We start from the raw sequence: 14,331 nt of genomic DNA, 5'->3' as shown, positions 1-14,331 counted from the left end.
GTAAATAATTACTTGTATGGGTGTAATTATTACTTAATTAGTTGTAAGCGATGTGGCAAGGTCATGCGTACATTCGCAATATGGAAGGAAGAGTAATGTGTAAATCTCGCCTGTTTACCTGTGTAAACCAACCCTCGGATATTGAGCTGCTTCAACCCGCACAAAGGCTAGAGCATGTTGATCTTTCTACATTTGATACGCCTACGGATCTTCTTCGCGCTTTTGAGTTACAGCCGCCGGACTGGGTAGTGCTTGATATTGATTTAGACACTATGTGTACCGAAGCGATTATTCGTGTGATGGGAGAATATCGACATACCCATTGGGCGTTAATAAGCAATGGTGCACCGAATCCCGCTTGGAATGCGCGAGTACAGGACTGTGCGGCAACTGTTTTTCGGCGACCGCTAGATGGTAAATCGGTTCAGACGTTGCTTATTGATCGCTTAGACACGCGCTTTGTTTCACATCAGACCGCAATCCCAGTGCTCAAAAGCCAAGCAAATCAATATGGTTATCTGTTGGGCTCGTCTGAGCCAATGCGATTGCTATATCACCGACTTCAACGGCTTGGACCAACGGATGCAAATGTATTGATTGTTGGTGCGAGCGGCGTGGGGAAAGAGCATGTAGCGAAAACACTGCATAGTTTGAGTCAACAAGCTGCCGCCCCTTTTATGGCCATCAATTGCGGTGCGCTGAGTCCGGAATTGATAGAGAGTGAATTGTTTGGTCATGTAAAAGGGGCGTTTACTGGGGCGCACCAAGATCACCAAGGTATTTTTTATCAAGCCGAGGGGGGAACAGTATTCCTTGATGAAATAACCGAGATGCCTCAAACACTTCAGGTAAAGTTGCTGAGGGTGCTGGAATCTGGTGAATATCGCCCTGTTGGTGCGACAAAGAATCAAACGGCCAATGTGCGTTTAGTAGCGGCCACGAACCGAGATACAGATCAGGCAATCATTCAGGAAAAACTTCGTGAAGATATCTATTATCGCCTTGCGCAATTTATTGTCACCGTCCCGCCTTTATGCGAACGAGGTGATGATATTCATGCACTTATCACGCATTTTCTCGCTGAACTTAATCATCACTATAATGCGCAAACTAGCCTAAGTGCAGAAGCTTTAAGCGTACTGACTCAGCATCGTTGGCCGGGTAATGTGCGAGAGCTGAAACATGCAGTTGAGCATGGTTTTCTATTAAGTAGTGGACACATTGAGGTGTCGGACTTACCTACAACGGTTGTTCGCAAGGATGATAAGATGACCGCTTCCTGCTTTATCCCTGAAGGAATGACACTCTCAGAACTAGAGCAGATGGCAATCAAACAATCTCTGGCTCGGTACAATGGTAATCGTCAACGCACAGCGGCTGCATTGGGGATAAGCCCGAAAACACTTTACAACAAATTACAGCATTGAATCGATATCGAGTGAAATAAAGCGGGTGATATAGCGCATACAGTAGACAAGTAACGGCGCGCAAGGGATCGCGCACCGTTTCGCAGAAGCAGTTTGGGCGTGTTCTAGTCTGATTAAGCTTTATTTTTTTTACTTTGTTGCCGTTGGCGCTGTTTCTTTAATTCGCGACGTTGCTCAATGACTTTTCTCGCTTCACCGCCGACGTGTTGTTCACCCCGTTCACGTGCGAGGCGAACTTGATATTCTCGTTCACGAAACGCAGCTTTTTGCGCGTCGGTGTGTTTATCGATACATTTTGGACAGGAGACGCCTTGTTCATAGTGCTCGCTTTCCATGTCTGCTTGGGTTATTGGCAGACGACAAGCGTTACACATTGCGTAAGAGCCTTTTTCTAATTCATGATTAACGGCAACTCTGCTATCAAAAACATAACATTCACCGTTCCATAAGCTCTCACTTTCAGGCACCTCTTCAAGATACTTTAGGATCCCGCCCTCGAGGTGATATACCTCATCGAAGCCTTTTTCTTTCAAAAATGCCGTCGACTTTTCACAGCGGATCCCGCCAGTACAGAACATCGCCACCTTTTTGTGGGTACTGGGGTCAAGTTGCTGCTCGACATAGTCCGGGAATTCGCGAAAGCTATCCGTATGCGGGTTAACGGCGCGTTCAAAGGTACCGATCTCAATTTCGTAATCGTTGCGCGTATCAATCACCAACACATCCGGATCGCTGATTAATGCGTTCCATTCGGTCGGTTTGACATAGGTGCCGACACTTTGGCGTGGGTCAATGCCTTCCACGCCCATGGTGACGATTTCTTTTTTCAGTTTTACCTTGGTACGACTAAACGGCTGGCTGTCTTCAAACGATTCTTTATAGTCAATATCGGCCAGGCGTGGGTCGTTTTTAAACCACGCAAATAGCGCATCCATATTTTCTCGTGTCGCAGCGACTGTACCATTGATGCCCTCGTGAGCGAGAAGGAGTGTACCGCCTATCTGATTGGCTTCCATTACCTCAAGCAATGGCGCTTGCAAAGACTGATAGTCTTCAAGGGTGACAAATTTGTACAAAGCACAAATGACATAAGTAGACATGTTTTTTCCTCTTGCTGGCTGGAGCGTAAATCCAGTGCATGGGTTATTAGGGGAATAAAGCAGGGCGCGGAGTATATCGAAATGACAACCCTCTAAACACCGACATAAAGTATGGTTACTAAACAAAAAACGTACCATGCACGGCTTGGTGCGCTCCAACTGTTTCGCTCTCAAATCAAATAAAGCCTGTAACGGCGACATCAAAGCCAGTATTTATGTGATAAAAATCATGAATTCGCGGCAAAGATATCGCTCATGTAAGATTATAGTCGTAATTTGAATGCATTTTTAGTCACGCCATGTTTGTTTTTATTTTGTACTCTAACTATTTGTAGCTGGGCGTGACTCGCTGGCTTGTGGTAGGCGCTGAGCGATGGCTGCACAATCAAAGGAAGGAATTCGCAGATGCTTGAAGAATGGATTAATGCCTTCGTCGGCTTTATTTGGGGAAAGCCCATGCTCATCTTACTTGTCGGGGGAGGGATCTTTTTTACTCTATACGGCAAGTTTACGCCATTTCGCTATATGGGGCACAGTTTAAAACTCCTTATAGGGCAGGTTGATGATGGCTCGGGGCATGGTGACTTATCGCATCGAAAGGCCTTGGCAGCTGCCTTGTCGGGGACGCTTGGGCTGGGCAACATTGCTGGCGTCGCTTTGGCGCTCAGTGCGGGTGGTCCTGGCGCGGTATTTTGGATGTGGTTAACTGCATTACTGGGTGTGTCGACGAAATTCTATACCTGCACACTTGGCGTGATGTATCGCCACAAAGACAGCGAAGGTCGTGTACATGGCGGACCCATGTACACGGTGCGTAATGGCTTGGGTAACAAGTTTAAATGGCTCGCGGTGTTATTTGCTATCGCGGGATTAATGGGCTTTGTTCCCTCTTTTCAGATTAATCAGCTCGGCGCGGTAGTCCAAACACAACTGTTTCCAGGGATTGAGTGGCTAGAAAGTACGGCCTTTTCGTGGGGGCTGGGTATTGTCTTGGCTATTTTTGTCGGGTTGGTGATTTGGGGCGGCTTGAAGCGGGTTGCGGACGTTGCTGGCGCACTGGTTCCCCTGATGGCTGGAAGTTATATGGTGATGGCGATTGTAGCTTTGCTGCTCAACGCAGAGCGTGTGCCGGCGGTTTTTCAATCCATTTTTGCTAGCGCCTTTTCGCCTGATGCTATGTTTGGTGGCTTGATCAGTGTGATTATTGTTGGTGTCAGTCGAGGCGCTTTCTCGAATGAAGCAGGGATTGGCACTGAAGTGATGGCTCATAGCGCGGCTAAAACCAATGAACCGGTGCGCGAAGGCTTAGTCGCAAGTCTCGGGCCAATTATCGATACGTTAATTGTATGCAGTTGTACCGCTTTAGTTATCTTAGTTACGGGGGTATTGGACCAGGCTGACGGCATGCAAGGTGTCAGTTTGACGATGGCTGCTTTTAAAGCCGCATTTGGTGCGCCTGGTGCATGGCTATTAGCCGCACAAGTTTTGGTGCTGTCTTTTACCACTGTATTTACGTTCTGGTATTACGGGTATAAGTGTTTTGTTTATCTGTTTGGCGAAACGGCAGGACAGTACTACAAGTACTTATATCTCTCATTGGTGGTGTTAGGGGCGGTTGTATCATTGGATGTCGTCTTCTTATTCTTGATCGGCGCTTATGGCCTGATGGCGGTTCCTACGATGGTCTCTGGGCTGTTATTGGCACCAAAAGTCAATCAGGCGGCGAAAGCCTATTTTTCAAGTCAGGCATATAAAGGGGCAGCCCAGGTTCAGTCTCGCGCGCCTCATCATTAAACCGCTGTTTTTGTTATAGCCGAAAGAGCAAAATCAAAAGGCTGCCTATGTTCGGCAGCCTTTTTTATCAAAGTAGACTGTTTTCTATCGAAGAAGGCAATGCTTTCGTGCGTATATGTGTTAGTCATCTAGCGGCGCACCAAACACATACTTGTCAACCAAGCTAACCATACGCCCAATCTCAGGTTTTGTAATGGTGTCGTTTGCACCGAGCTGCAAGGCTTTCGCGCGGTTATCTTCACTCATAATGGATGAGAACATAATAATTGGCATGGTTTTGTAGGCGTCTGTTTCACGTAGGCGCTTGACCAAGTGCATACCGTCCATCCGGGGCATTTCAACATCTGAGACAATGGCATCGACAAATTCAGTGATGGCGACGCCTTCTTCTTTTGATATACGCTCAAACTCGATCAGTTTTTCGAACGCTTCACCACCGTCTTTGGCGGAAATAATATTAAAGCCGGCTGAGCGGAGGGTGTTTTCGATCAAACTACGAATAAAGGCGGAATCATCGACGACCAACGCGGTTTTAGCTTCGCGTTTTTTAGCGCTAGACTCGGATATATTGACGCTTCTATCCTGAGTGACATCGTATTTTTCCATGCTCAATTCAGGATTGATGTCAGCGATGATTTTTTCGAAGTCTAAGATCATGATCAGATTTTTGTCTTTACGTACCACAGCAACCACACAATCTTGCTCGCCAGCTTCTAAAAACTGGCTAGGAGACTCAACGGCTTCCCATGAAATCCGATGAATGCGGCTGATACTATCGATCAAAAAGCCATTGGTCATATTGTTGAAATCGGTAACGATGACAAATTTGTTATCTTTTTCTGGTCGTGTAGGCACCCCCAACCAGCCAGCGAGATCAATCAATGGGGTTAGCTTGTCGCGCGATGAGAACACACCAATCATGTGTGATTGTGCATTGGGATAATCCGTTGTTTCAGGGACTTGAATGACTTCACGAACCTTGGCCACATTGATACCGTAGTAGCAAGTTTTGGTGCTACCGTCAGGAAGTTGTTTTATCAAGTGGAACTCGATGATTTCGAGCTCATTCGTCCCACTTTCCGTTAGTATTTCGTTCTTTGATGGCTCGTGATTCATGCCTACCACATTTCCTTTCGATAACAGCGAACAACGCTGATGTGAGCTTACGTTTGGTCAGTATAAGCCCGAGATCGTTAAAGCGACAATATTTGCGCATCAATCAAACGATGATCTGTGGCCTATCGCGCTAATTGATGTATCAAATACGTCATCCAATCACAGGCTTTTAACATAAGAGACGCTAGCATAATGCAGATTTTATCTGCGGATAGATGAAAGGTTAAGGCAATGCTACGTCCAAATGATAGTGACCAATCATCTTTCCTTGGTCGTCTAAAAAGCGCGTGTAGGAGAACGGCTCAAGATCGATGGTGGTTGGCATACCACGCACGACTTCATTGATGACTTTCCCTGTGATGGCAGAGGTCAACATTCCGGTACGAAAATGCCCACATGCATTCAGGTAACCATCAATACCCGGTACTGTACCTAGGATCGGGAGTTCATCTGGTGAACCTGGACGTAAGCCTGCCCAGCAGCGCTTGATGTTCATCTTTTTCAGCTCAGGGATAGACTTCATGGCGCCTTGTGCCAGCTGTTTGATGTATTTCATGTCTGTGGTGGTATCAAAACCGCGCTCTTCGGTGGTTGAGCCAATCAGGACTTCGCCGTTATCTTTTTGGGCGATGTAACAATCACTGGTGGTCAAACAGCCATTTAAAAGCTTAGGTAGCTTCTCGGAAACGATCACTTGGCCTTTGACTGGGAAGACAGGCATTGGCATCCCCGTTGCCCACAAGCTGAGTTTTTCCGCCCATGCGCCACCGGCGTTGATCATGGTGCCACAACCTAGCTTACCGTTTTCTGTCTCAACCGCGACAACCCGGTTACCTTGTCTCACCACGCCCGTGACTTTGGTATTAAGATATAGCTCGACACCGTTCTGCCGTGCTGCTTCCAAATAGGCCTCGTTGAGGCGATAGGGGTTGATTTGGTGATCCCCCTCAAACTCCATCGCACCAATTGCAGCGCGCGACACGTTAGGCTCTTGTGCGTGAAGATCGTCTTGAGAAACCCAGCGTACATGCTCTTGGCGATCAGGAATGGCGGCCGCAATATGTTCGGCATAGAGTTTGTCGTATTTATCAAACATGACAAACTTCAAACCGGTACGCTCAAACTTAAAGTCCACACCGTGATGCGTCATCAGGTCATCATACAATGCCGGATAGAGCTGGTTAGACAGCATCGCCATATCGAAGAACGGCTTGGGCATAATGTGCGGTTTGATCTCTGGTGATCCCCCTTCGCCGCTTTCTTGCATCTGCTTAGAAAGGGTTTTAAACAGGATAACGCCGCAGCCAAGGCCGGTTGACTCGCCCATCGCCCATAGGCCACCGGCTGACGCACGTGAGGCATTTCCGGGGTATTTATAGTCCACAACGGCGATGGATAAGTCGCGCTCGCGGCTTAAATGATAAGCCACCGATGCGCCGATCACACCGCCGCCACAAATTACGATGTCGTACTGTTTCATGCGTCATCCTCCAACGCAGCAAAAGGAATAGGGTCGAGTGGGAATCGAGGGCGAATCAAAGGCTGAGGCGACGTCGTGCTCTCATTGAGTCGGTCGTAGCAATAGTGCGCACAGGTTTTTCCTTGGCAGTCACCCATGGTAACGCGGGTACGCATTTTCAACGTAATCACATCCTTGACGCCTTGATTGATGGCGTTATCAATGTCCGCCTTTTTCACTTGCTCGCAGCGACAGATCACTGTGTCTTTTTCCGGCAAACTGAGCAGGCCTGGGCGACGGTAGCCTGCCGTATCAAAGCCTTTACGGAAACGGTAGCTCTTTTCGAGCTGATGACGCAGAGCCTTAAATTCATTGTCAAGATTAGGCATTGAAATATTGCGTGCCTTCAGTGCGGAGCACGCCGCAATCTTTCCTTCCAACATGGCGGCTTCTGCGCCGGCAAATTTCACGGTATCACCGGCGCAGTAAACATTGTCGAGACTGGCTCGTTGCCACTCGTCCACCACGGGGATCGCCCCGCTCATGTGATCGTACTGCATATCTAGTCCCATCAGTTGTGCGAGCTGAGAGCGTGCCGCAAAGCCGTAACCCACACCAAGTACATCAGCATTTATGGTTTCGGCACGGCTAACATCTGGGTGCCAGTCTCTACTGTAGGGGGCTACCGTAACTTGCTCGACTTGAGGATCACCTGAGGCTTTGACTACGCCCCAACCGTAATGCATCGGGATATGGTTGCGTTTGAGATACATCATCATGGACAGACCATCTAGCGCGAGCTGTGGACGGTTGAGGAGGGCGAGCGTTTCACGTGCCAAGTCTTTGAATGGCGTCACTTCATAGATACCCGCGATATCACAACCAGCTTTGTGAAGTTGACAAGCAACCAGTACAAGCAAAGGACCTGTGCCGGTGATCACGCAGCGGTGACCGGGACGGACTAAGCCACTTTTTATTTGAAGCTGGATACCCCCGAGAAGCATCACCCCAGGCATATCCCAGCCGGGAAAGGGAATGCTGCGCTCTTGGCAACCGGTGGCGAGGATCAACTGCTCGTAGTCAATCGTTGATAGCGTGTCTTCATGAGCAGTGAGGAGGTGTTGATCCGCCATTGGCCCCAGTACCCGCGTCAAACTACGTAGGTCAATCAAATCCTGATGCTGGCGATATTGTTCGCGCAGGGATTGTGACGTGGCCTTCCATTTATCATCCAAATGAGGCAGCGCGTCAGTATCTCGCCATGGACCACGGTAGACGACGCCACCGGGTTTGGGCGCTTCATCAACAATAATACTAGCGACCTTGTGCTTGGCCAGTGTGACCGCTGCACACAGACCGGCAGGTCCAGCACCAACAATAACAACAGGTTTAGACATGGGTTTCTCCTTGCTCGACGGTACTGCTTTCAAGATCCTTGCTCTCAACCACAATGTTGGCTTCAGTGCGGACATCCATATCCGGTTGCACGGCGACTTGACATGCGCGTTGTTTATGGCGGCCGTTGATTTCCAGCGTACAGCAATGGCATACGCCCATGCCGCAATAGGCACTGGCTAATCGGCCATAATCATTTTTAGATAGCGCACGGATATTGCTCGCAAGCAAGGTGCTTAGCACGCTTTCTCCAGCGATGGCAGGAACAGTCTCGCCATTGACACGGATTGAGAAGATTTGACCAACTGCATCGGTAATGTCTTGGGATCGTTTCATCGTTTTAATTTGCTCATTCGTATGTTGTCGGGACAGTGATGACTCCCACTCAGTCTGTTTAAGTGAGCGGACCTTATTGTCTTATTTGTTAGGCGATGCGTATAATAAACTTGCTTTGTGAATATGTAGTTACTTTTTGTTTCGCATTTGTTATCCCTCACAAAATATATGGAAATAATGATGATGTTGTGAGCTTTATCATGATAACGATCAGGTTTGCGCGGAGAGGGGCCTGTGAACAGTAACGCTATATCGGTCAATCGCTGTTGCGTAAACAAGGTGGCTATGTCATCAATGAAGAAGTGGTTTATCGCGATCTTGTATCGGTAGAGGAGGCAAGGATGACAGAGTCAGGCTCACAGTGGTTGGAAACGGTTAAAGAGATGCGAGAGACATTCGACGCGCAAAAAGAACAGGTATCTCAGCGACCTTTTTTAGAGTACAGCCATCGCCGTGACTCGCTGCTGCGCTTACGTCAGGCTATCAAGCAAAAATCGCCTGTACTACAACAAGCCCTTAGCGACGATTACGGCCACCGCGCTTTTGGTGATACCGAAATCGCTGATATTCTGCCACTGATACACCAAATTGATTACACCCGCCGCCGATTAAAACGATGGATGAAGCCGCAAAAACGGCGTCCTGGGATTACCTTACTCGGAACTAAATTGGCGGTACACCAACAGCCAAAAGGGGTAGTTGGGATTGTCGTACCGTGGAATTTTCCAATCATGCTGGCAGTCAGTCCATTGATTTGCGCCTTAGCGGCCGGCAATCGGGTAATGCTCAAGCTTTCGGAGTTCACGCCGAACACCAATCGGGTATTACGCGAGCTCATCGCGGATGTGTTTAGCCCTAAGGAAGTGGCCGTGATTGAAGGGGAAGTGGAAGTGTCGCGTCGCTTTACCGAATTAGAGTTCGATCATCTATTTTTTACCGGCTCGACCCAAGTTGGACGCCAGGTCATGCTGGCTGCAGCTGATAATTTGACGCCGGTGACCCTTGAGTTGGGGGGTAAATCTCCCGTGATCATTGATGATCAGATTGATATGGACGTCGCCGTCTCGCGGCTTATTTACGGAAAGTGCTTAAACGCTGGGCAGATATGTGTTGCCCCCGACTATGTGCTTTGCCCTGAACATCGGCAAGAAGCGTTTATCCACGCCTACCAACAAGCGTTTCGTGCCATGTATCCTGATTTTGAGGCCAACCAAGACTACAGCCAGATCGTTAACCAAACTCAAGTAACGCGGCTAGAAGAAACACTGCAAGATGCGTTAGATAAAGGTGCGAGGCGCTGGTGTGCGCTCGATCAAAAAACCATACCGACCGCAGAAAAACGATGCTGGCCAACTCAGTTACTGACCCATGTCACTGACGACATGCGGGTGATGCAAGAAGAGGTTTTTGGTCCGCTTTTGCCCATTGTCACTTATCAAGATTTTGCCGAGGCACTGCATTATATTCAGGCACGTCCACGACCGCTCGCTTTGTATTTGATGAGTAATGATGCGGAGAAACGCTCGCAGGTCACCACACAGCTTCACGCCGGCGGCATGGGGATTAATGAAACCTTGTTTCATGTTGCGGCAGAAGATGCGCCTTTTGGGGGCATTGGTGATTCCGGCATGGGGCATTACCACGGCATTGAAGGCTTTTATACCTTTAGCCACAGTAAAACCGTGCTCACCCGTGATAGATGGGACACCAGCTTTTTAGTTAAACCGCCATACAACCGCTGGTATAAACGCTTAATGCGCTGGTGGTTGCTCAGATAATTAGGAGTATCTGTTTTGGATTGTCTTCCAATCTATACATTATTCGGTTAAATCACTAAACTTTTTAGGGGAATTGATCTATACCTTTTGTTGTTACATAAGTGTTAAAATCGATGCGGGCAACCAAGGGAGCAACCCAATGGCTTTTTCAATACAACCCGATTCTATGCTGCCAGATATTAGCAATCATGAACGAGCAATGGTCGAGCAAGAGGTAAAGCTCGCCGTCACCGATGCTAATGGCAAATCACTGGGGTATTTGGCGATGGTGCCCGATGCGCAGCGCTTTATTACCTTAACCCAAGATAACGCAGAGGCGTTGAGTTTTATCAAAACCCCATGCAGCGTTAATGCGGGCTATTATCAGTGGTCGTTTTTTTATGACGATATTGAATATGGCCTGGATTGTTTAATTGAGCCGGACAGAAACAAGTGTCGACTTTATGCCAACGATCACGCTGCGGCTGCGCCCTCATGGAAGCTCGCTTATCAAGGAGAACTTGGCCCTTTAATGATTGCAGCGCCTATCTCTGCCATTGGGCCGGGTACGCGTATCGCTGTCACGTCTTCAGATACTGAAGTACCTAATGTGTTAGTGGGCGCGCTTGATGGCGGCGTGTTGATTCACGAAGAATCTGCCTAACAAAAAAGCATTAAGAAATATGTAATGAGCCAGCGAAACCGCTGGCTTTTTTCTGTTCACAGAGATCACTAATAGGCTGTGAGTCCCAATTTAGTTTTCATATAGAGTGTGGTGGGTGTCTAAAATAAAGGACTAACAATGCCTAGTTAAAAAGTGTTAGATGTGAGTGAGCTGAGTCAATTAACGCATTGTAAACAATTGGTTAAAAAATGTTTGGCTGACAAAAAGGTCAATAATACTAATGAATCTCCTTAATAAAGTGATTTTCACTACGGAAAAAACAGCCTTAGTTGTATAGCTTTAAAGCGTTATTGTTGATTTTTGTAGGCAATAATTGCTAATACATTTAACCATTGTAAGGAATACAATATGTTAAAGCATGCTCTTAGCTGTTGCGTCGCGTCGGCGCTGATGGCGGCATCACCCACAGCACTATCTGAACAACATGAAGGTAAACAAGGCGTCTCTCAGCAGCAAACGCTAGCGCCATTGATGGTTGCGGCGGAAAACCGGGGGATTGAGGATCAGTACATCGTGGTACTCAAGCAGCCAATGACTCTGAGTGATGATCCGCAAGCGTTGAAAACCTTTACTCAACAAGCCGTGTCTAGCATGGTTAACCAACATGCGGTTAAGGTAGAAAAAGTGTTTGATCGCTCGTTAAGTGGGTTTGTAGCTAAGCTCACACCGGCACAATTACGTGCATTACGCATGGATTCGCAAGTTGATTTTATTGAACAAGATAAGACCATTTCATTGGACCCGGTGATTACCCCTGACGCGAACCAAAATAACCCTGTTTGGGGGTTAGATCGTATTGATCAGCGCAATCTTCCTCTAGACAACAACTACAGCACTAACTTTGATGGCACAGGTGTCACTGCTTATGTTATTGATACTGGTGTGACAACGTCACATGTTGAGTTTGGTGGTCGTGCACGCTCCGGATATGACTTTGTTGATAACGATCAAGATGCGACTGACTGTAACGGCCACGGTACGCATGTGGCTGGCACCATTGGCGGTAGTCAATACGGAGTCGCTAAAAATGTCGATATTGTCGGGGTGAGGGTGCTCAGCTGTAGCGGTTCGGGGTCGACGTCCGGTGTGATTGGTGGTGTCGATTGGGTAGCAGCCAATGCGAATGGCCCGTCAGTGGCAAACATGAGCCTAGGTGGAGGCGTATCAACAGCGCTCGATCGTGCCGTTGCCAGTGCGGTACAATCTGGCGTGAGTTTTATGCTAGCAGCGGGTAACTCCAATGCTGATGCCTGTAATAGTTCGCCTGCACGAGAGCCAAGCGGTGTCACTGTAGGATCTAGCACGATTCGCGATACCCGCTCTAGCTTCTCAAACTGGGGAAGCTGCTTGGATGTGTTCGCCCCAGGATCGGACATAAAGTCCGCTTGGTATGATGGGAGTTATCGCACCATCAGCGGCACCTCGATGGCGACCCCTCATGTTGCTGGGGTTGCTGCCTTGTACCTACAAGAAAACAGCAGCCTTTCGCCTGTACAATTAGCGAATTTAATTAGCAACCGCGCGAGTGTCGATAAAATTAACGACCCTCGTGGCTCCGTCAACAAACTGTTGTATAGTCAAGCCGATAGTAGTTGTGAGCCAAATTGCGGTACAGAGCCTGATCCTAAGGGTGAGCTTAAAAATGGTCAGGCGCTAACAGATATTTCGGGTGGGCAAGGCGCCCAGCGCTTCTTCTATGTTGATGTAGACGCTGGGCAACGCCTCACGGTGAATATTAGCGGCGGCTCAGGCGATGCTGATTTGTACCTGCGCTATGGCTCAAAGCCAACCTTTAATAACTGGGATTGTCGACCGTACAATTACGGTAATAGCGAAGTGTGTACCGTGCAGAACACCCAGAAAGGTCGCTATCATGTGATGTTGAACGGCTACGCAGCATTTAGTGGTGTCAGCGTGACCGCCCGTTACTAAGCGTTTGTTGGCAATAAATAGCATTCGCTGCACGACAAGTGATGAATAGTAAGATACCGAGTTAAACGCGCGGATATGATCCGCGCGTTATTTATCAGACTTGCCGAAAACCTCTTCGTTTAGGTAGGAGAGCAGTCAATTGTAGTGGCGTATACACTTACACAGTAAATCGATAAACCCTTCTCGGTTGATTGCCATTGCAACCTCGGCATTGGCTGGATTACCTGTAACTTGATAACGATCGACCACTGTCATACCTGTTGTCAGTGCTCCCTGAGTTTCTATACCCACCCAAACGGATTCACAGTCAAAAAGCTCAGGCTTGACTAACCACGCAATCGTGCATGGATCATGTAACGGTGAGCCATCAAGTCGCCATTTAGGATCGCGATGGTAGCGCATAAAGAAATCAAGCCACCCCGCGACAGTTTGCGCGACAGGATTATTAATGGCTCGGATAGACGCCACGTCTTCATCTTTGACTAGGGCTTGATGGGTCACATCTAACCCAAACATGGTTATGGGGATCCCTGCACGGAAAACACAGTCTGCCGCCTCAGGGTCAACATAAATATTAAATTCAGCGGCGGGTGTCCAATTGCCAAAAGTCACGCCTCCCCCCATCAATACAATCCGCTTAATTCGGTTGGCCAGATCAGGGTAGGCAGCGATAAGTAACGCCACATTCGTCAATGGACCTGTTGCAACCAAGGTGACCGGCTGATCGCTTTTTTTTAAGACACTGGCCATCAGATTAACAGCATTATTAGGATCAGGATCCATCATAGGCTCTGGCAGCTCAGGACCATCCAAGCCCGACTCGCCGTGAACATTATCGGCAATAATCAAATCACGGGTGAGCGGTTTATGTGCCCCACCCGCAATGGGAATATGCGATTGTTGCAGTAAGGTGAGAATGCGCCGTGCGTTGTAAAGCGTTTTATCAGGGGTTTGGTTGCCCGCACTGGTCGTCACGGCTTTGATATCGAGTTGCGGTAATGCACAAGCCATTACCAGTGCAATGGCATCGTCATGTCCCGGATCACAGTCAATAATAATGGGTTCATTCATAAACAACCTATCCCGTTGAGGTAAATATCCGTTGAATCATGTTTAGGATAAATGTGTTTCTGCACTGTGCTTGTGATCCCTTTCGCTAAACAGCCATGTCGCGCGAGATGTAGTCGCGCGAGATGTAACATATGCGTGATTTATCATCAAAAAATGAGATGTAAACAGTTACAATTTGTCAACAACAAGCAAACGAAAATGTGGTTGTTGCATTGTTTTGCAAACAATTCAATCAATCTAATTAATATAAATAATTTGG

Annotated in this window: 11 protein-coding genes; 5 read left to right on the top strand and 6 right to left on the bottom strand. The window is 47.9% G+C overall.

Translation table 11 applies throughout. From position 1 onward, the window contains the following. The first annotated feature begins 95 nt into the window (after nt 1-95). Complete coding sequence (locus BZG80_RS14765; protein ID WP_175993218.1) at nt 96-1,427, top strand: sigma-54 interaction domain-containing protein; 1,332 nt, start codon at nt 96-98, stop codon at nt 1,425-1,427. Between the two features lie 113 nt (nt 1,428-1,540). Here the strand turns inward: BZG80_RS14765 and trhO are convergent, their stop codons facing one another. Further along, nucleotides 1,541-2,527: an oxygen-dependent tRNA uridine(34) hydroxylase TrhO gene (trhO, locus tag BZG80_RS14760; protein WP_077457313.1), complete on the bottom strand. Its 987-nt coding sequence runs from the start codon at nt 2,525-2,527 to the stop codon at nt 1,541-1,543. Between the two features lie 405 nt (nt 2,528-2,932). Between trhO and BZG80_RS14755 the strand changes: the two genes are divergently transcribed. After that, nucleotides 2,933-4,321: an alanine/glycine:cation symporter family protein gene (locus tag BZG80_RS14755; RefSeq protein ID WP_198532963.1), complete on the top strand. Its 1,389-nt coding sequence runs from the start codon at nt 2,933-2,935 to the stop codon at nt 4,319-4,321. A gap of 120 nt (nt 4,322-4,441) precedes the next feature. On the opposite strand, the gene BZG80_RS14750 is transcribed toward BZG80_RS14755, so the two are convergent. From BZG80_RS14750 to BZG80_RS14735, 4 genes are all read right to left on the bottom strand, one after another. Beyond that, on the bottom strand, nt 4,442-5,437 hold the full coding sequence (locus BZG80_RS14750) for a chemotaxis protein (protein ID WP_021022971.1): 996 nt from the start codon (nt 5,435-5,437) through the stop codon (nt 4,442-4,444). A gap of 223 nt (nt 5,438-5,660) precedes the next feature. Then, nucleotides 5,661-6,917 carry an NAD(P)/FAD-dependent oxidoreductase gene (locus BZG80_RS14745; protein ID WP_077660890.1) on the bottom strand — a complete coding sequence of 419 codons (1,257 nt, stop codon included), beginning with the start codon at nt 6,915-6,917 and terminating at the stop codon, nt 5,661-5,663. Beyond that, complete coding sequence (locus tag BZG80_RS14740; protein ID WP_077679692.1) at nt 6,914-8,293, bottom strand: FAD/NAD(P)-dependent oxidoreductase; 1,380 nt, start codon at nt 8,291-8,293, stop codon at nt 6,914-6,916. Before BZG80_RS14740 ends, BZG80_RS14745 begins: the two co-directional genes overlap by 4 nt. After that, on the bottom strand, nt 8,286-8,627 hold the full coding sequence (locus tag BZG80_RS14735; protein WP_077679691.1) for a (2Fe-2S)-binding protein: 342 nt from the start codon (nt 8,625-8,627) through the stop codon (nt 8,286-8,288). The genes BZG80_RS14740 and BZG80_RS14735 overlap by 8 nt, the downstream gene beginning before the upstream one ends. Before the next feature lie 341 nt (nt 8,628-8,968). Between BZG80_RS14735 and BZG80_RS14730 the strand changes: the two genes are divergently transcribed. The 3 genes from BZG80_RS14730 (at nt 8,969) to BZG80_RS14720 (ending at nt 13,001) form a co-directional block, all read left to right on the top strand. Next, a complete protein-coding gene (locus BZG80_RS14730) occupies nt 8,969-10,405 on the top strand; it encodes a coniferyl aldehyde dehydrogenase (RefSeq protein WP_077679690.1) in 1,437 nt (478 codons plus the stop codon). 139 nt (nt 10,406-10,544) lie between these two features. Further along, nucleotides 10,545-11,048, top strand: coding sequence for a hypothetical protein (locus tag BZG80_RS14725; protein ID WP_077457301.1), 504 nt, complete (start codon nt 10,545-10,547; stop codon nt 11,046-11,048). 369 nt (nt 11,049-11,417) lie between these two features. Further along, nucleotides 11,418-13,001 (top strand): S8 family peptidase, encoded by a 1,584-nt coding sequence (locus BZG80_RS14720; RefSeq protein ID WP_077460896.1) that lies wholly within the window; start codon nt 11,418-11,420, stop codon nt 12,999-13,001. A 135-nt stretch (nt 13,002-13,136) separates the two neighbouring features. On the opposite strand, the gene rihA is transcribed toward BZG80_RS14720, so the two are convergent. Further along, a complete protein-coding gene (gene rihA / locus BZG80_RS14715; RefSeq protein WP_077679689.1) occupies nt 13,137-14,072 on the bottom strand; it encodes a pyrimidine-specific ribonucleoside hydrolase RihA in 936 nt (311 codons plus the stop codon). Between the last annotated feature and the right edge of the window lie 259 nt (nt 14,073-14,331).

Origin of the sequence: Salinivibrio sp. MA440 (assembly GCF_001996265.1) — a bacterium.
GTDB lineage: Bacteria > Pseudomonadota > Gammaproteobacteria > Enterobacterales > Vibrionaceae > Salinivibrio > Salinivibrio costicola.
The sequence above is the reverse complement of the archived record's forward strand: the minus strand, read 5'-3'. Positions and strand labels throughout refer to the sequence as shown.

Bases quoted from the DNA above. Each gene is read 5' to 3' on its own strand.
- BZG80_RS14740 (WP_077679692.1), bottom strand. From the start codon at position 8,293: ATGTCTAAACCTGTTGTTATTGTTGGTGCTGGACCTGCCGGTCTGTGT.
- BZG80_RS14750 (WP_021022971.1), bottom strand. From the start codon at position 5,437: ATGAATCACGAGCCATCAAAGAACGAAATACTAACGGAAAGTGGGACG.
- BZG80_RS14730 (WP_077679690.1), top strand. From the start codon at position 8,969: ATGACAGAGTCAGGCTCACAGTGGTTGGAAACGGTTAAAGAGATGCGA.
- BZG80_RS14755 (WP_198532963.1), top strand. From the start codon at position 2,933: ATGCTTGAAGAATGGATTAATGCCTTCGTCGGCTTTATTTGGGGAAAG.
- BZG80_RS14735 (WP_077679691.1), bottom strand. From the start codon at position 8,627: ATGAAACGATCCCAAGACATTACCGATGCAGTTGGTCAAATCTTCTCA.
- rihA (WP_077679689.1), bottom strand. From the start codon at position 14,072: ATGAATGAACCCATTATTATTGACTGTGATCCGGGACATGACGATGCC.
- BZG80_RS14765 (WP_175993218.1), top strand. From the start codon at position 96: ATGTGTAAATCTCGCCTGTTTACCTGTGTAAACCAACCCTCGGATATT.
- trhO (WP_077457313.1), bottom strand. From the start codon at position 2,527: ATGTCTACTTATGTCATTTGTGCTTTGTACAAATTTGTCACCCTTGAA.
- BZG80_RS14745 (WP_077660890.1), bottom strand. From the start codon at position 6,917: ATGAAACAGTACGACATCGTAATTTGTGGCGGCGGTGTGATCGGCGCA.
- BZG80_RS14725 (WP_077457301.1), top strand. From the start codon at position 10,545: ATGGCTTTTTCAATACAACCCGATTCTATGCTGCCAGATATTAGCAAT.
- BZG80_RS14720 (WP_077460896.1), top strand. From the start codon at position 11,418: ATGTTAAAGCATGCTCTTAGCTGTTGCGTCGCGTCGGCGCTGATGGCG.